Source organism: Kitasatospora sp. NPDC088351, from assembly GCF_040685575.1.
In the GTDB taxonomy this organism is placed as follows: Bacteria; Actinomycetota; Actinomycetes; order Streptomycetales; family Streptomycetaceae; genus Kitasatospora.
The window spans coordinates 1-16,695 of record NZ_JBFBIL010000032.1 but is presented as its reverse complement, the minus strand read 5'-3'; the positions used below and the strand labels follow the sequence as shown (position 1 = coordinate 16,695).

The following is a 16,695-nucleotide window of genomic DNA, read 5'->3' as shown; positions in this document are numbered from 1 at the left end:
CCCGCGCCGGTGGCACGGTGCTCCGGTGCGGGCGGGGTCGATCCTCGCAGACGGGCCGGTGGCCGCCGCGGCCGGTCAGCGGGCGGCCTCCCGGGCCCGCAGCTCGCGGCGGAGGATCTTGCCGGCCGCCGACTTGGGGACGGTGTCCAGGAACTCGACCACGCGCACCTTCTTGTAGGGGGCGACCCGGCCGGCCACGAAGGCGGTGACCTCCTGCTCGGTGAGCGCGCTGCCGGGGGCGCGGACCACGAAGGCCTTGGGGCACTCGGTGCCGTCGGCGTCCGGCACCCCGATCACGGCGGCGTCGGCGATCTGCGGATGGGTGAGCAGCAGGGCCTCCAGCTCGGCGGGGGCGACCTGGTAGCCCTTGTACTTGATCAGCTCCTTGACCCGGTCGACGACGTGGAGGTAGCCGCGGTCGTCCACGTAGCCGATGTCGCCGGTGTGCAGCCAGCCGTCGGCGTCGACGGTGGCGGCGGTGTCGGAGGGACGGCCGAAGTACCCCTTCATCACCTGCGGGCCGCGGATCAGCAGCTCCCCCGGCTCGCCGGGGCCGAGGTCGGCGCCGGTGCCGTCCAGCGCGGCGACCCGCAGCTCGGTGGAGGGCACCATCCGGCCGACCGATCCCGGCGAGGGGTCGCGTTCGTCGGGCGAGACGATGTGGGAGACCGGTGACAGCTCGGTCATGCCGTAGCCCTGGAGGAGGTGCGGCAGGCCGAGCCGCTTGGCGCAGGCGTCGGCGAGTTCGTTGTCCAGCGGGGCGGCCGCGCAGAGCAGGTACCGCACCGAGGAGAGGTCGAAGCGGTCGACCATCGGGTGCTTGGCGAGGGCGATCGCGATCGGCGGGGCCACGATCAGGGCCTGGACGCGCTGTTCCTCGATGGTGCGGCAGAACTGCTCCAGCTCGAAGCGGGGCAGCACGACGACGGTGGCGCCGCAGCGCAGCGGCTGGTTGAGCAGCGCGGCGAGGCCGTAGATGTGGAAGAAGGGGAGGACGGCGAGGGTCCGCTCGCCGACCGCGGGCCGGTAGAGGGCGTCGGTCTGGGCGAGGTTGGTGGCGATCGAGCGGTGGGTGAGCATCACGCCCTTGGGCAGGCCGGTGGTGCCGCTGGAGTAGGGCAGGACGGCGATGTCGGTGCCCGGGTCGATGGCGACCTCGGGTGCGGGGCCGGTGGTGGCGAGCAGGTCGGCCAGCGAGCGGTGACCCTCGGCGCCGTCCAGGACGATGATCTCGGCGAGCGGGCGGCCGTCGGCGGCCAGCATCCGCGCGGTCTGCCGGGCGACGGACAAGAAGGGCGAGACGGTGACCAGCCAGCGGGCGCCGCTGTCGCGCAGTTGGGAGGCCAGTTCGGTGGGGGTGGCGAGGGAGGAGACGGTGGTCACGGTGGCTCCGGCCCGGGTGGCACCGTAGAAGGCCATCGGGTAGCCGATCGTGTTCGGGCTGAACAGTGCCACCACGTCGCCCTTGCGGACGCCCACGGCGGCCAGCCCGGCGGCGACCCGGCGCACGGCCTCGCCGAGCCGGGCGTGGCTGACCGTCTCCCCCGTGATGCCGTCGATCAGGGCCGGCAGCTCCCCGAAGCGGTCCGCGGCTCCCAGTACCGCGTCGTGGATGGGCAGATCGACGATTCCGACGTCCGGGAACTCACTGCGGAACACCAAGGCGTGCCTCCAGGTGGATGGTTGACGCAGGGGTGGAGGGCCGGCCGGTGGTCCGGTGCGCGGCCGGCCGGCCGGGCGCACGGCATGAAGCCTACGGAGCGTGCGCGCGCCCTACGCCATTGTGACGAACCGCGCGGGCGTCGGCACGTGACGCGCCTGCCCGGGGCCGTCGGCCGCCCCGGTTTTCGGCGGCTTTCCGGCTGCTTTCCGACGGCTTTCGGCGGCGGGGAGATGACGGTTGGTCAGGAGGGGGGTCGGGCGGCGCCGGGGCGGGCCCCTCCCGGCCGCGCCGTCCGGCCGTCGTCCCCGCCGTCGCTCGAAGGCGGGCCGTCAGTAGGACTTGGGCAGGCCGAGGGTGTGCTGGGCGACGTAGTTGAGCACCATCTCCCGGCTGACCGGGGCGACCCGGCCGACCCTGGTGGCGGCCAGCAGGGCGCCCAGCCCGTACTCCTGGGTGAGGCCGTTGCCGCCGAGGGTCTGCACCGCCTGGTCGACCGTCCTGGCGGCGGCCTCGCCGGCCGCGTACTTGGCCATGTTGGCGGCCTCACCTGCGGCTTCGTCCTCGCCCTCGTCGTAGAGCAGGCCGGCCTTCTGGGTCATCAGCCGGGCGAGTTCGATCTCCACCGCGCACTGGGCGAGCGGGTGGGCGAGGCCCTGGTGGGCGCCGATCGGGGTGGACCAGACGGTCCGTGTCCTGGCGTACTCGACGGCCCGGCCGAGGGCCTGACGGGCGAGGCCGAGCGAGAAGGCGGCGGTCATGATCCGCTCGGGGTTGAGGCCGGCGAAGAGCTGGAACAGCCCGGCGTCCTCGTCGCCGACCAGGGCCTCGGCGGGGAGCCGCACGTCGTCCAGGAAGACCTGGAACTGCTTTTCGGGAGCGACGAGTTCCATCGGGATCGGACGGTAATCAAACCCGGGCGTGTCGCGCGGGACGACGAACAGGGCGGGCCTGAGCCGGCCGGTCCGCGCGTCCTCGGTGCGGGCGACGAACAGGACGGCGTCGCAGTGGTCGATGCCGGAGACGAACACCTTGCGGCCGGTGAGCAGCCAGTCCTCGCCGTCGCGGCGGGCGACGGTGGAGATGCGGTGGGAGTTGGAGCCGGCGTCCGGTTCGGTGATGCCGAAGGCCATCTTCCGGGTACCGTCGGAGAGTCCGGGCAGCCACTGCCGCTTCTGCGGCTCGGTGCCGTAGCGGGCGATCACCGTGCCGCAGATCGCCGGGGAGACGATCAGCAGCAGCAACGGGCATCCGGCGGTGCCGAGTTCCTCCAGGACGATGGCCAGGTCGGTGATGCCGCCGCCCCCGCCGCCGTACTCGACGGGCAGGTTGACGCCGAGGTAGCCCGCTTTGCCGGCCTCCGCCCAGAGCTCGTCGGGGGCCTGGCCCGCGCGGGCCTTGCCGAGGTAGTACGGCGAGCCGTAGCGGCGGCCGAGGTCGGCCACCGCCCGGCGCAGCGCCTCGCGTTCGGGGGTCTCGATCAGTCGGCTGCCGGGGGTGGCGGTGCGCGGTGCGGACATGGGGTGGTCCTTCCGGGCGATGCGGCGTCGGGGAGTTGACGAACGGGGTGGGGCGCGCGGGTGGTGGGCGCGCGGGGGTGGGTGCTCGGGCGCGGGTCTCAGCGGGCCGGCCGCACGACGGCGAGCAGGGTGCCGGGTTCCACCTGCTGGCCCGGGGCGACGCAGAGCTCGGCGAGGGTGCCGTCGGCGGGGGCGGTCACCCGGTGCTCCATCTTCATCGCCTCCAGCCAGAGCAGCGGCTGGCCGGCGGTGACGGTGTCGCCGACGGTGGCGGCGGTGCGGACGACGGTGCCGGGCATCGGGGCGAGGAGGGCGCCCGGGTCGGTCCGGACGGCCGGGTCGGGGAAGCGGTCGACGGCGGTGAGCACGGTGGCGCCGGCCGGGGAGTCGACGTGGACCAGGTCGCCGTAGCGCGCGACGCGGTAGCCGCGCCGGACGCCGCCGGTGTCGAGGACGACCCGGTCGGGGTCGGCGCGGACCAGGACGGTGCCGGGGTGCCCCTCGGCGTCGAGCCCGGTGCGGCCGAACCGGTAGCGCACCTCGTACTCGGTGCCGTCGGCGGCGGTGTAACGCCTGCTCTGCGGCTGGGAGGGCAGGTTGCGCCACCCGGAGGGCAGCGCGCGGCCGGCCCGGCCGGCGGCGGCGTCGGCCAGCGCGGCGGCGAGGACGGCCGTCGGATCGGCCCCGGGGGCGGCGGTGAGCGCCACCGTGTGTTCGGCGAGGAAGGCGGTATGCACCCGGCCGGCCAGGAAGCCGGGGTGGCGCAGCGCAGCGCCGAGCAGGTCCCGGTTGGTGGCCGGGCCGTGGATCCGGGCACGGGTGAGCGCGTCGGCGAGGCGGCGGGCGGCGGCGGCCCGGGTGGGCGCCCAGGCGATGACCTTGGCGAGCAGCGGGTCGTAGTGGACGCCGATGCTGCTGCCGGGCTCGACGCCGGAGTCCAGGCGCAGGCCGGTGTCGCCGGGCGCGGTGGTGAACTCGGCGGTGACGCCGGGGATGTCGAGGAGGTGCAGGGTGCCGGTCCGGGGCTGCCAGTCGTGGGCCGGGTCCTCCGCGTAGAGGCGGGCCTCGATGGCGTGGCCGCGCGGGGCGGGCGGGTGCGGGGCGGGCAGCGGTTCGCCCTCGGCGACGCGCAGTTGGAGGGCGACCAGGTCGAGTCCGGTGACGCACTCGGTGACGGGGTGCTCGACCTGGAGGCGGGTGTTCATCTCCAGGAAGTGGAACCGGCCGTCGGGGGCGAGCAGGAACTCGGCGGTGCCGGCCCCGGTGTAGCCGATGGCCCGGGCGGCGGTGACGGCGGCGGCGTGCAGGGCGGCGCGCGTCGCGTCGTCGAGCCCGGGGGCCGGGGTCTCCTCGATCACCTTCTGGTGGCGCCGCTGGAGCGAGCAGTCGCGTTCGCCGACGGCCCAGACGGTGCCGCGGGCGTCGGCGAGCAGCTGGACCTCGACGTGCCGGCCGGTGGGCAGATAGCGTTCGCAGAACACCTCGTCGGAGCCGAAGCTCTTCGCCGCCTCGGCGCGGGCGGCGGCGAGCGCCGGCGCCAGCTCGTCCAGCCGGCGGACCACCCGCATCCCTCGTCCGCCGCCGCCGGCCGCGGCCTTGACCAGCAGCGGGAGGTCGGCCTCGGTGGGCGCGGCGAGCGCGTCGAGGACGGGCACCCCGGCGGCGGCCATCAGGCGTTTGGCGGCGGTCTTGGAGCCCATCGCGGCGATCGCGGCCGGGGGCGGCCCGACCCAGGTGAGGCCGGCGCCGACGACGGCCCGGGCGAACTCCGCGTCCTCGGAGAGGAAGCCGTAGCCGGGGTGCACGGCGTCGGCTCCGGCCGCGAGGGCGGCCGCGACGAGCAGGTCCCCGCGCAGATAGGTGTCGGCGGGCGCGGCGCCGGGGAGGCGGACGGCGGTGTCGGCCTCGCGGGTGTGCGGGGCGTCGGTGTCCGGGTCGGCGAACACCGCGGTGGTGGCGATCCCGAGGTGGCGGCAGGTCCGCAGGACGCGGCGGGCGATCTCGCCCCGGTTGGCGACCAGCAGGTGGGTGATCAGCACGGTGGAACCCCTCACATCCGGAAGACGCCGTAGCCGCGCGCGCCTTCGACGGGCGCGTTGTGGATCGCGGAGAGGCAGAGGCCGAGCACCGTCCGGGTGTCGCGCGGGTCGATCACCCCGTCGTCGTAGAGCCGGCCGGAGAGGAAGACCGGCAGCGACTCCGCCTCGATCTGCTGCTCGACCATCGCCCGGACCGCGGCGTCCGCGTCCTCGTCGTAGGGCCGGCCCTTGGCGGCGGCCGACTGCCGGGCGACGATCGACAGCACGCCGGCTAGCTGCTGCGGGCCCATCACCGCGGACTTGGCGCTCGGCCAGGAGAACAGGAAGCGCGGCTCGTAGGCGCGGCCGCACATGCCGTAGTGGCCGGCCCCGTAGGAGGCGCCCATCAGCACGGAGAGGTGCGGCACCCGGGAGTTGGCGACGGCGTTGATCATCATCGCGCCGTGCTTGATGATGCCGCCCTGCTCGTAGTCCCTGCCGACCATGTAGCCGGTGGTGTTGTGCAGGAAGAGCAGCGGGATGTCGCGCTGGTTGGCGAGCTGGATGAACTGCGCGGCCTTCTGCGACTCCTGACTGAACAGCACGCCCTGCGCGTTGGCCAGGATGCCGACCGCGTAGCCGAACAGCCGGGCCCAGCCGGTGACGAGGCTGGTGCCGTAGAGCGGCTTGAACTCGTCGAAGTCCGAACCGTCGACGATCCGGGCGATCACCTCGCGCGGATCGAAGGGCACCTTGAGGTCGCCGGGGACGATGCCGAGCAGTTCGTCCTCGTCGTACGCCGGCGGCGGGGCGGACGGGTCCGGGTCGGGGCCGGGCTTGCGATGGTTCAGCCGGGCGACGATCCGGCGGGCGAGGCGCAGCGCGTCCGGCTCGTCCACCGCGAAGTGGTCGGCGAGGCCGGAGGTGCGGGCGTGCATCTCGGCGCCGCCGAGCGACTCGTCGTCGGACTCCTCGCCGGTGGCCATCCGCACCAGCGGCGGGCCGCCGAGGAAGACCTTGGCGCGTTCCTTCACCAGCACGGTGTGGTCGGACATCCCCGGCACATAGGCACCGCCGGCCGTGGAGTTGCCGAACACGACGGCGACGGTGGGGATTCCGGCGGCGGAGAGCCGGGTGAGGTCGCGGAAGAGCGCGCCGCCGGGAATGAAGATCTCCTTCTGGCTGGGCAGGTCGGCCCCGCCGGACTCGACCAGGTTGACCAGCGGGAGGCGGTTGGTGAGGGCGATCTCGTTGGCGCGCAGGGCCTTGCGCAGGGTCCAGGGGTTGCTGGCGCCGCCGCGCACGGTCGGGTCGTTGGCGGTGATGACGCACTCGACGCCCTCGACCACGCCGACGCCGGTGACCAGTGCGGCGCCCACCGGGTGGTCGCTGCCCCAGGCGGCGAGCGGGGAGAGTTCCAGGAACGGCGCGTCCCGGTCGGTCAGCAGCTCGATCCGTTCGCGCGGCAGCAGCTTGCCGCGGGCGCGGTGCCGTTCGACGTACCGGGGGCCGCCGCCGGCCAGCGCCTTGGCGTGTTCGGCGGCGAGGTCGGCGAGTTTGCCGAGCATCGCGGCGCGGTGCCCGGTGTGCTCGGCGCCGGCCGGGTCCACGCGGGTGGGCAGGACGGTCACAGCAGCGCCTCCGGGATGTCGAGGTGGCGGGAGCGCAGCCACTCCCCCAGGGCCTTGGCCTGCGGGTCGAACCGCGCCTGCGCGGCGACGCCCTCGCCGAGCAGGCCGGTGACGGTGAAGTTGAGCGCGCGCAGGTTGGGCAGCAGATGCCGGGTGACGGGCAGGCCGGCGGTCTCGGGGAGGAGTTCGCGCAGGCGGCGAACGGTGAGGGTGTGGGCGAGCCAGCGCCAGCCGGCCTCGTCGCGGGCCCAGACGCCGACGTTGGCGTCGCCGCCCTTGTCCCCGCTGCGGGCCCCGGCCACCAGGCCGAGCGGGGCCCGCCTGGTCGGGCCGTACCAGGGGGGCGGGTCGGACGGGGTGTCGTCCGGCGGGTTTTCGTCCGACGGGGTGTCGTCCGGCGGGGATTCGTCCGGGCGGGTGACGGGCGCGGGCGGAATGGTGATCCGGCGGCCGTCGGCCAGGACGGCGGTGTGCTCGACCGCCGTCGCGGCGACCGGCACGGCCGTGAACACCCCGTACGGCGAGCCCGGCCCGGGCGGGGCGGTGAGGTGGAAGCCGGGGTAACCGGCCAGTCCCAACTCGACGGTGGCCCTGCCGAGTTCGCGGCCGACCTTGGCCGGGTCACGGTCCCGGGCGGTGAGCCGCAGCAGCGCGGAGGCGGTCTCCTCGGTGGCGGCGTCGGGATGGTCGGTGCGGGCGAGGGTCCAGCGCAGTTCGGCCGGGCGGTCCTGCGGCGGCAGGGCGTCCGCCAACTGCCGCCGCACCAGGGCGGCCTTGGCCTCGATGTCCAGCCCGGTGAGGACGAACACCACCTCGTTGCGGTGGCCGCCGAGCCGGTTCAGCCCCGCCTTGAGCGTCGGGGGCGGCGGCTCGCCGCACGCCCCGTCGATCCGGACCCGGTCCGGACCGTCCTGGCGGAGCCGGACGGTGTCCAGCCGGGCGGTGACGTCCGGGCCGGGATAGCGCGCCCCGGCCGTCTCGTAGAGGAGTTGGGCGGTGACGGTGCCGGTGGTGACGGCACCGCCGGTGCCCGGGTGCTTGGTGATGACGCTGGAGCCGTCGGCGTGCAGCTCGGCGATCGGAAAGCCGGGCCGGGTGACATCGTGCTCCCGGAAGAACGCGTAGTTGCCGCCGGTCGCCTGCGCCCCGCACTCCAGCACATGTCCGGCGACGACGGCCCCGGCGAGTGCGTCCAAGTTGCCCGGTTCCCAGCCGAAGTGGGCGATCGCCGGGCCGGCGACCAGCGCCGCGTCGGTGACCCGCCCGGTGACCACCAGCTCGGCACCGGCCTTCAGGCAGGCGGCGATACCGAACCCGCCGAGGTAGGCATTGGCGGCCAGCAGGCCCTCCGGGAGCCCGAGTTCGGCCCGGCGCGGCAGCAGGTCGTCCCCCTCGACATGGGCGACGGCGACGTCGATTCCCTGACGTTGCGCCAGTTCGCGCAGCGCGGAGGCCAGTCGGGCCGGATTGAGCCCGCCCGCGTTGACCACGATCCGGACCCCGCGCTCGCGCGCCAGGCCGAGGCACTCCTCCATCTGCCGCAGGAAGGTCCTGGCGTAGCCGAGCGACGGATCCTTCAGCCGGTCGCGGGCCAGGATGAGCATGGTCAGCTCGGCCAGATAGTCACCGGTCAGGACGTCCAGCGGCCCGCCGGTGAGCATCTCCCGGACGGCCGCGAAGCGGTCGCCGTAGAAGCCCGAGGCATTGCCGATCCGCAGTACCGCCCGCGATCGCACGAACGAGCCCCCTCTACCGGTGACTTGACGGCTGCCGTCGGGCAGCAGCGTGGCACCGGCCGAAGGAAAAAGCAATCACGCCTGCTTGTTTTCCGGCGGAACGCACCGCGGCGACGGTGGTGGTTGCTGTGACTGGCAGGGATAGTTGGCCATTGGCGGAGACAGTTGGCCAGACGGCGATCAAGTAACTGTGAGTTACGAACACGTTCGGAGATCCACCACCGACCCGCACGCGGGGGTGGTGTCGTATGCCCATGGGTACGCAGACAGCACCCCGAGTCCGTTCTGACGAGTGTCACTTGGTCCATCTGATCGCGCCGTACGGCGGTGACAGCGCCTTTCGTGATCAGCTGGTGCTGGAAGAGGGCTGGCCCCGCCGCTGGGTGACGACTTGGCTGTTCGACGGGGACCAGGTGATCTGGCCGGTCCGGGACATCGAGTCGGTGCCGTTGCTGGCGTCACAGCCGATGCGCCAGTTCACTTGGCGCGCCCCGCAGTTGCATCGCCCTGGGCTGGAGTTCATGGTCTCGACCGGGCGTCAGCACGGGTTCGAGTCGCTGGAGGAACGGCGCCTGCTGCTCGCGCTGGACTTCCTCCAGGTGACCGAGGTACTGCCGCAACCGTTCCTGCTGGACTTTGAACACGCCTCGGGTCGCGCGACTCACGTCCCGGACTTCCTGGCTCTGATGCCGGACGGAGGCCGGTGGCTGTTGAACGTGCGCCCTGGCAACCTCATCAAGGACGACGACGCCTTGAAGTTCGCGGCGACGCGGGAGGCCTCAGCTGCGGCCGGATGGCGGTACGCCGTGGTGACGGGGTGGCGCCCGAACGTCATGAGTCTCCTGGACGCGTTGTCGGCCCGGCGGCGGCCCGCAGCTGATCCGCTGGGTCTGCAGCCCCAGCTGCTGGAAATGGCGGCGGTCGGGTCGCTGTCGTTTCTGGATCTGGTCGAGTCAACGCAATGGCCGGCCCTCGCCCGCGCTCAGGCCGTCCGTCTTCTCTGGCGGCGCCGACTGGGCATGAGCATTGATGAGTCGCTCCAGGACGGCTCACGGATCTGGCTGGGCCACGTAATCGCCCGACACCAGGAGGGGCACGCATGACCCGGGGTGTCCTTGTCCTGGCCAACGGTGTCCAGCTGCGCCTGGGTGATCTCCACTGGACGGTGCAGGAGGTGGAACCACATGTCGGACGGGTCGTGCTGGCCACCGCGGAAGGCCGGCGCGAGCGCCGTTCGCTTCGCTGGCTCATGAATCACCCAGACGTCCGGACAGTTGCCGTGACTGAGTGGCTGTTGTCTTTCCGGGCTTGAGGACTGCGTTCTCGCTGGTCAGGCATAGGGACCGTGGTCCGTGGGAGTGGTGATGTGTTGTGTCGTCGCTCCGGTGGAGGTCGCAGATGCCGTCGGTCGTGGGGTTGCTGGAACAGCGCGAGCTCGTCGCTCGCCGTCGTGTGGACGAGCTGCGGGAGGAGGTCGACCGTATCCAGGCCGAGCTGGCCGTGGCCGAGCGGGACTGGAACGAGTGGGTCATCGCCCGCTCGCGGGTCGGCGAGGTGCTGGCCCCGACCGACGGCGATGCCGCCGGCTCCGATGCCTCCGAGGACCTGCCGGATCCGGGTGGACAACCGGTTCGACCCGAACTAGCGGAGGCGGCGAAGCCGAAGTCCGTGGTCCCGGTGTGGCGCGCGGGGCTGTCCTGGTCGGCATTGTCGGTGGACTACCAGCGCATCCTGCGGGCTCTCGCGGACCGGAACCGGCTCGGTCAGGGTCCGCTGACGTGCCAGGAGATGGCCGCCTGCTTCGGCCTGGACTCGGTGCCGGGGAAGGTGGAGGCGCTGCGGTCGAAGGCAAAGCGACTGGTGGCCCGTGGGTGGCTGGCCGAGTCGGCGCCTGGCCGGTTCACGCTCGCGAAGGGCGTGGCCGGGCAAGGCGGCGGGTCATGAGCAGGGTCATGGACCAGTAGACCATCGCCTCGGCGCTGTTGGTGGATCGCTCGAAGTCGCGCACCAGGCGCCGGCTTTGCATCAGGTGGGCGAAGAAGCGTTCGACGATCCAGCGCTTGGGCAGCACGACGAAGCCGCGCATGTCGTCGCTGCGTTTGACGATGGCGAGGACCAGGGCGAGGGCGGCCAGGCTGTACTCGACGAGGCTGCCGGTGTAGCCGCCGTCGGCCCAGACCAGGGCCAGCAGGTGGTGCGCGGCGGCCACCTGGGCGAGCAGGGCCTGGGCGGCGGCGCGGTCACCGGTGTCCGCGGCGGTGACCATCACCGCGAGCAGCAGGCCGAGCGTGTCGACCACGACGTGGCGCTTGCGGCCGTTGATCAGCTTGCCGCCGTCGAAGCCGCGGCTGTCGGATCCGACGACAGCGTCTGCCTTGACCGACTGGGAGTCGATCACGCCCGCGCTCGGCTCGCCATCCCGGCCCGCCCGCTCGCGGACCCGTCGGCGGAGCCGGTCGTGGAACTCCTTGACCTGACCGTGGTCGCGCCAGCGGCGGAAGAACGCGTAGACCCGGTCCCACGGCGTTATGTGGAATCTGACTTGTCAAGGTCATTGGCAGTGCCAGCGACTGCCGGCCCGCACTCGGGGGGAAGGTGGGCGACGACCAAGGCGACTGCGTCACGCGGGTTGTCAGCCTCTCCGATATCCGCCGGTCCTTGAGGCGAGCGAGTCTTCCACCAGGTGACGCGGTATCTGCCGTCCACGGGAGTAACCACTGGAACGTCGTGGGTGTAGGGGAATCCGGTGCAGCGGCTGAAGTTCAGTGACCTGTGGCTGTGGAAAGGGAACAAGGCTCGAAGCTGTGGCTGGGCGTATGACGCTTCGATGAGGTCGTGGTCGACGTGTGACGCCGCGGTCTGACGGTAGATCGTCCACATGGTTTCGACCGCGGTGCCGCGCTCGTGGGCCTCGGCGAGCGAGCCGTAATGGACGAACGGGCATGCGGATCGCAGATCTTTCAAGTTGGCGCCGGACTGCCAGACCCCGGTAGCCGTGGCAGCCTCGTTCAAAGTGGTTGTCGTGCCCTTGGCCATCGCGACACCACGTTCCCAGAAGCTCATGACGAAGCAGCGGTCCTGGACGCCCAGGTGAACGCTCGTCGTCCGGCTGTCACTGTCCGCCCGAGCTCCTGATCGCTTCCATCCTGGAGCTCGTTCGGGGAGCACGTCGAACCGATATCCAGCCTGGTCAACGGCTTTCTGCAGGGCGATCTGGAGCGCGCCATCCTGGCCGAGTTCAGGATAGAGACTGGCCAGGTCCGGGGCAGATTGAGAAGTCACACTTCGCCCTTCAGTTGGTGCCGCCGGTCGTGAACGGCTCTTCGTGGCTCCCTGCCGGCTGTTTGCTGTGCCGGACCTCGACGACGGGAAGCAACGTGGCTGTCGCGGGTATTCCGAGCTGGCGAGGTGTCGGCCCGGCCGGGGTAGGGACGTCGGTGAGTCGTGCCAGGAGTTGGTCGAGGGCAGCTTGGCCGTCGTCGACTGCGGCGCGTTCGTCGTCGGTGAGGGGGATGTTGGCCAGCATCTTCTGGAGATTGTCCTTGGCCTCCAGCAGTTGGCCCCGGCTGGAGTCCTTGGGGGTGTAGAAGTCGCAGCGCGCGCAGGCCATCCGGTGCTGGCACTGTTCGAAGAAGGTGTAGGTGCACCAGCCGTGGCCCAGGTCGTAGTACTGCCAGGGCTCACCTGCGGCGGCGGCGCCGGAGGCGACGGCGTCGCGGTCGACGAGGACCTCGATGGTACGGACGTTGCGAGCGAAGTAGCCGGCGTCGTTGTAGGCCCTGGCCAGGGTGTTCGGGGTGATCTTCGCGTAGTGGGCGGTCGCCTCCGGGGTTCGGTGGCCGAGCCATTCCTGTAGTTCGAAGAGCGTCATGGGCTCCTTGGCGTTGTAGAGCTGGCTGGCGATCGTGGATCGGGCCCGGTGGCTGGTGATGTTGCCGCGGACGTCGGCCGTGGGGACGCCTGCCTTGCGGCAGAGCATCGGGATGATCGCCGTGTTGATGTAGTGCTTGGCGACCCGGCGGGCGCGGTGGGCGAACAGGAAGTCGGCCAACTCGCCGGTCTTGTGGTCGAGCATCTGCGGTTGGGCGGGTCTGACGGCCTGCCATGCCTCGATGGCCTTGCCCAGGAGGGGGTCGACGGGCTTGGTGAACGCGGTGCCGGTCTTGTGGGTGGGAACGTCCAACAGGCAGACCGCATCGCGGGCCAGGACCTCGCCCGAGTCACCGGGGATGGGCAGGCCGTCGTGCTGCCAGCGGATGCAGCCCACCCGCAGCCGGGCGATCTCATCACTGCGCTGGCCGGCGAAGAGCCAGGTCAAGGTGATGGCGCGGATCAGCTCGACCGGGTAGGTGCGACTGTCCGAGGTCGGCAGGTCACCTGGTTCCACGTTCAGGCCGGCCCACAGCAGCTTTGCCCAGATGTCGTCGGCGATCACCCGCGGGTCCGGGCCCATCAACGCGCGGACGCTTCGCGGTGTCCGCAAGGCGTGGGCAGGGTCGAAGCGCCGCGGGACCCACTCCCATTCGTGCAGGTCCCGGAAGAACGCCCGGGGCACCTTGAGGTAGCCGGACTTCGACTGCGCGGTGAGCGGTTTGCCGATGCGGCCCTGTGAGCGCATGCCGTGGGTCCACTGGGAGAAGTCGCCGACGGACATCCGGTCCACCGCCGCAACCCAGGACGCGCAGGTCTGGCGGGTCCACTGGCCTGGCTCGGTGACCTCGGGGTGCTCGGCGGCCAGCCACCGGCCGATCTTCGCGAGCACGCTGCGGTAGCTCCTGCGGATCTTCGGCGTCAACGTCGAGGTCGCGTACCACCGCTCGACCCACTCTGCCCATCCGCTCGGCACTCCCTTCATCGCCGCCGGCCCCGCCTCATGGCTCGACCTTGGCGGGTCCGCGTGGCCGAGCGCCGCGACCGCCCGGTGGACGCCATACAGGTCCTTGCCCCACTGCCCGCCCATCGCCGGGCTCTCGCGCAGTTCGCCCAGAGCCTCGGTGGACAGGTCCTCCAACCGCGGGCTGCGGTTCAACAGCAGCACCTGGCAGACCACCGCCTCCAGCTTCTGGGCATCGCGGCGATACCCCCAGTCGGCCAGCACCGTGCAGACCTGCTCGACAGCCGCGTCCACGGGCCCGGCGCCGAACACCCGGCGGGCCAGGCTCGGCCGCATGAACCGGCCGAGCCGCTCGAAGGCCGTGAACTCGCCGAGCAGGTAGGCATAGGCGATCAGGAACGGCCGGGCGTTGGGGCCGATCTGCCCGCCCCAGTGGCGCCGAAACTCGGCGCCATCCGCGTTGATCAGGTCCGCCCAGTCCTGCACCGACCAGCCCCAGAAGGCCCGGCGGAGCTCGCCGCTGCGGACGAGCACGAGTCCTGCCGCATCGCGTGCATACCGGCGCTGATGGCGGTCGTCCAATGGCCAGTGCAGGGCAGCAAGGACATCAGCGAGCAGCCGGACCAGCCGGGCGGCCGGCCGCAGAGACAGGAGGTCCGCGGCCAGGTCGTGGCGGCGAATCTCATCGATGCTGCAGTTCCGCAGGGCCTCTGCCTCGGCTTCGGTGAGCAGGCCGCGTCGGTCATAGCGGGGGAGGTCGACCGGCCATGCCCAGACGGGTGCGGTCGTTGGGATCGGCTGGGAGCTCACTGGGCGGCCGCCCCTGCGGTCTGGGCGGCTCGGGTGAGCATGTCTAAGCGCCAGGAGTGGATCTGCTGCATGCCGCGGTTCAGCTTCTCCGCCAGGTCGCGTCCAGACAGGTGGATGTAGGTCAGTGTCGACTCGGTGCTGCGGTGTCCGGCGAACGTGGCGATCGCGTGCAGTTCCCAGCCCATCCTCGCCAGGTCGGTCAAGCACAGGTGCCGCGTGGTGTGTGTCGAGAAGCGTGGCAGGTCAGCAGCGAGGGCGACGCGCCGGACCACCTTGGACCAGGTCCACAGGGTCAGCGGCTGGCCGTAGTTGCGGCGCGACTCCGACAGGAACAGCGGGCCGCGGGCCCGGCTGATCGTGGCCCGGTGCGTGAGGTAGCCGGACAGCAGGACTCCGGTCGCCGCCGAGTACGGAACGACACGCTCGCGCCGGGTCTTCGTCGTCTCCGCGCGGACCCGCAGGGTCCGGTGGGCGGGGTCGAGGTCATCGGTCCGCAGGGAGCACAACTCTTCGCGTCGAAGTGCCGCGTCGTAGGCCAGCGCCAGCATGACGCGGTTGCGCACCGGCTCCTCCCGCACGACGTCCAGCAGGTCCAGCCACTGCTGTTCGCTCGGGATCCACGGCAGCTTCGTCAACCGCGGGACCAGTCCCCGCTGGTGGCCGCCGAACTGGCGGCCAGGTGTGTAGCGGCCGCGGCCCACCGGGTTGGACTCCCGCATGCCCTCCTCGATGAGGTAGTCGTAGAACAACCGCACTGGCACCAGCCGCTGCTGCAGCGTCGCGTTCGCCAGGCCGACCCCGGAGTCCAGCGCGACCACGTTGCTCCCCCGACGGCTCGGCCGGGTGGACAGGTCCTTCACGAACGCGGCCACCTGCAGCCGGTTCGCGGCGACCGGATCGACCCCGTCCCGCTCACAGACGGTCAGGTACTCGGCCAAACCCCGCGCGTACGCGTCGATCGTGCGCGGGGCCCGCCCCAGATCTGTCCACACTCGCAGCCACTCAGCCGCCCGCTCATGCCGACCCAGGACCGGCCACTTCTCCTCCAACACCACCGCGCTGCCCAACGGATCTCCTCAGTACGTGGGAACGCCGCAGGATACGAGACGCATCCTGCGGCGCCAGATTCCACGTAACTTGTAGGTAGTCGGCCGGCATCGCCCGCCACTTGGTTCCGTTGTCGACCAGATAGCGGATCGCGTCCAGCATCGCGCGGTGGCAGTACGCTTCCGGCTGCCCGCCCCGGCCCAGCAGCCAGCCCGGCACCGGCAGCAGCGGCCGAACCACCGCCCACTCGGCATCCGACATGTCCGTCGGATAGCGCTGTTCGCGCACCCCGTGGTCGCCGGCGTTCCCGAACCGGTGGGCCAGGCAGTCACACGCGAGAGTGACCGAAGTGGACCCCGCTCCCGCGATGCCGTACAAATACGACAACAGGGCCTCCTGGACGGCTTGTTGGCGTAGACACCCTTTGAGCTACCAAGAGGCCCTGCTTTCATGCCCGGCACCCGCCATAGTCACCCGATCGAGACTCCCGTTCGACCAACACCCCTCAAGATCGGAACGACAACAGCCACTCAAGGCCGCCCAGGCCGAGATCCTCACCCAGCGCACCCGCATCGGTGAACTCCTCGGGCAGATCCGCGACTTGCAGGCCGAATGGACCGAGGAAGCCATCCAACGGATCACCACAGAGAACACCACACTCAAGCAACGCGTCCGCCAGCTCACCGCCGACAACCGCACCCTCGACGAACGACTCAAGGCGGCACGCTCCAACCTCCGCTTCCAGGACCGCCGCGTCGCCGACCTCGAAGCCCAGATCGTTGAAGGAGACCGAACTATGAGCTGATGCCGGAGCTGGAGCCGCTCACCGCCACCCCTCCTCCGGGCTTGGCGGTGAGAAATCCATGGCCGTGGACCGCCACGGTCCACGCCGACCGCTCGTCATTGGCCGGCACCAGCAAACGCCAGCCGCCAGCGAACAGAACGCGGAGAATTCCCTGATCGGAGACGTTGACCTCGGCAACGACCTGACGCAACAGCTCGGTCGCCTTGCCGAGGTTCGTCTGCGGCCATGCCGCAAGCCCATATGCGCGCTCGTCAGCCACAAGCTCCGCCCACGAGCACAGCATGATCTCGTTCGACCCGATGCGGAGCCTCAGCCGGTCATCGATGACGAGTTCTCCCACGCCCAGCCCACGGACCGCGGGCACTCGCCAACCGTCATCCACGCGCACTATGCCCTGACTCATGCCGACACCGTATCGATCAGCTGGTCGCAGCAGCCGCGATTATCCGTCTGATCGCGCAGTCGTGCTCCACCCAAGAACGAAGTCAGAGAGCCGCTTCGGCAAGCAACGCAAACGCTACTGAAGTGTCGTCACGGACTGAACCGCTGCGGGTTTGACCGAGACTCGTTCTCTTGGAAGGATCGAGTCCGTTATGAGGAAGCCATACCCCAGTGAGGTCCGGGAGCGGGCGGT

Annotated in this window: 14 protein-coding genes; 3 read left to right on the top strand and 11 right to left on the bottom strand. The window is 71.4% G+C overall.

Going from position 1 to position 16,695, the window contains the following annotated elements; all coding sequences use genetic code 11:
* Positions 1-75: 75 nt before the first annotated feature.
* From AB0P06_RS22120 to AB0P06_RS22100, 5 genes are all read right to left on the bottom strand, one after another.
* Complete coding sequence (locus AB0P06_RS22120; RefSeq protein ID WP_363609833.1) at positions 76-1,662, bottom strand: 4-coumarate--CoA ligase family protein; 1,587 nt, start codon at positions 1,660-1,662, stop codon at positions 76-78.
* A 330-nt stretch (positions 1,663-1,992) separates the two neighbouring features.
* Positions 1,993-3,180: an acyl-CoA dehydrogenase gene (locus AB0P06_RS22115; protein WP_363609831.1), complete on the bottom strand. Its 1,188-nt coding sequence runs from the start codon at positions 3,178-3,180 to the stop codon at positions 1,993-1,995.
* A 98-nt stretch (positions 3,181-3,278) separates the two neighbouring features.
* Positions 3,279-5,216 carry a biotin carboxylase N-terminal domain-containing protein gene (locus tag AB0P06_RS22110; protein WP_363609955.1) on the bottom strand — a complete coding sequence of 646 codons (1,938 nt, stop codon included), beginning with the start codon at positions 5,214-5,216 and terminating at the stop codon, positions 3,279-3,281.
* Positions 5,217-5,230: 14 nt separating this feature from the next.
* On the bottom strand, positions 5,231-6,829 hold the full coding sequence (locus tag AB0P06_RS22105; RefSeq protein WP_363609829.1) for a carboxyl transferase domain-containing protein: 1,599 nt from the start codon (positions 6,827-6,829) through the stop codon (positions 5,231-5,233).
* Complete coding sequence (locus AB0P06_RS22100) at positions 6,826-8,565, bottom strand: acyclic terpene utilization AtuA family protein (protein WP_363609827.1); 1,740 nt, start codon at positions 8,563-8,565, stop codon at positions 6,826-6,828. Before AB0P06_RS22100 ends, AB0P06_RS22105 begins: the two co-directional genes overlap by 4 nt.
* Before the next feature lie 299 nt (positions 8,566-8,864).
* Between AB0P06_RS22100 and AB0P06_RS22095 the strand changes: the two genes are divergently transcribed.
* Both AB0P06_RS22095 and AB0P06_RS22090 read left to right on the top strand, forming a co-directional pair.
* Positions 8,865-9,668 (top strand): TnsA-like heteromeric transposase endonuclease subunit, encoded by an 804-nt coding sequence (locus AB0P06_RS22095; RefSeq protein ID WP_363609825.1) that lies wholly within the window; start codon positions 8,865-8,867, stop codon positions 9,666-9,668.
* Between the two features lie 295 nt (positions 9,669-9,963).
* A complete protein-coding gene (locus AB0P06_RS22090; protein WP_363609823.1) occupies positions 9,964-10,509 on the top strand; it encodes a hypothetical protein in 546 nt (181 codons plus the stop codon).
* Here AB0P06_RS22090 and AB0P06_RS22085 read toward each other — a convergent pair.
* From AB0P06_RS22085 to AB0P06_RS22065, 5 genes are all read right to left on the bottom strand, one after another.
* Complete coding sequence (locus AB0P06_RS22085) at positions 10,466-11,095, bottom strand: IS5 family transposase (RefSeq protein ID WP_363609953.1); 630 nt, start codon at positions 11,093-11,095, stop codon at positions 10,466-10,468. The two genes, AB0P06_RS22090 and AB0P06_RS22085, sit on opposite strands and share 44 nt — an antisense overlap.
* Positions 11,092-11,847 (bottom strand): DUF6193 family natural product biosynthesis protein, encoded by a 756-nt coding sequence (locus tag AB0P06_RS22080; RefSeq protein ID WP_363609821.1) that lies wholly within the window; start codon positions 11,845-11,847, stop codon positions 11,092-11,094. Before AB0P06_RS22080 ends, AB0P06_RS22085 begins: the two co-directional genes overlap by 4 nt.
* Positions 11,848-11,857: 10 nt before the next feature.
* The gene (locus AB0P06_RS22075) at positions 11,858-14,209 is read right to left on the bottom strand and encodes a tyrosine-type recombinase/integrase (RefSeq protein ID WP_363609819.1); all 2,352 of its coding nucleotides are present in this window, start codon (positions 14,207-14,209) and stop codon (positions 11,858-11,860) included.
* On the bottom strand, positions 14,206-15,147 hold the full coding sequence (locus AB0P06_RS22070; RefSeq protein WP_363609817.1) for a site-specific integrase: 942 nt from the start codon (positions 15,145-15,147) through the stop codon (positions 14,206-14,208). Before AB0P06_RS22070 ends, AB0P06_RS22075 begins: the two co-directional genes overlap by 4 nt.
* A gap of 76 nt (positions 15,148-15,223) precedes the next feature.
* Positions 15,224-15,643, bottom strand: a complete 420-nt coding sequence (locus AB0P06_RS22065; RefSeq protein ID WP_363609815.1) for a transposase — start codon at positions 15,641-15,643, stop codon at positions 15,224-15,226.
* Between the two features lie 37 nt (positions 15,644-15,680).
* Between AB0P06_RS22065 and AB0P06_RS22060 the strand changes: the two genes are divergently transcribed.
* Positions 15,681-16,061: a hypothetical protein gene (locus AB0P06_RS22060; RefSeq protein ID WP_363609813.1), complete on the top strand. Its 381-nt coding sequence runs from the start codon at positions 15,681-15,683 to the stop codon at positions 16,059-16,061.
* On the opposite strand, the gene AB0P06_RS22055 is transcribed toward AB0P06_RS22060, so the two are convergent.
* On the bottom strand, positions 16,051-16,464 hold the full coding sequence (locus AB0P06_RS22055; RefSeq protein ID WP_363609811.1) for a DUF6188 family protein: 414 nt from the start codon (positions 16,462-16,464) through the stop codon (positions 16,051-16,053). The genes AB0P06_RS22060 and AB0P06_RS22055 overlap by 11 nt on opposite strands.
* Between the last annotated feature and the right edge of the window lie 231 nt (positions 16,465-16,695).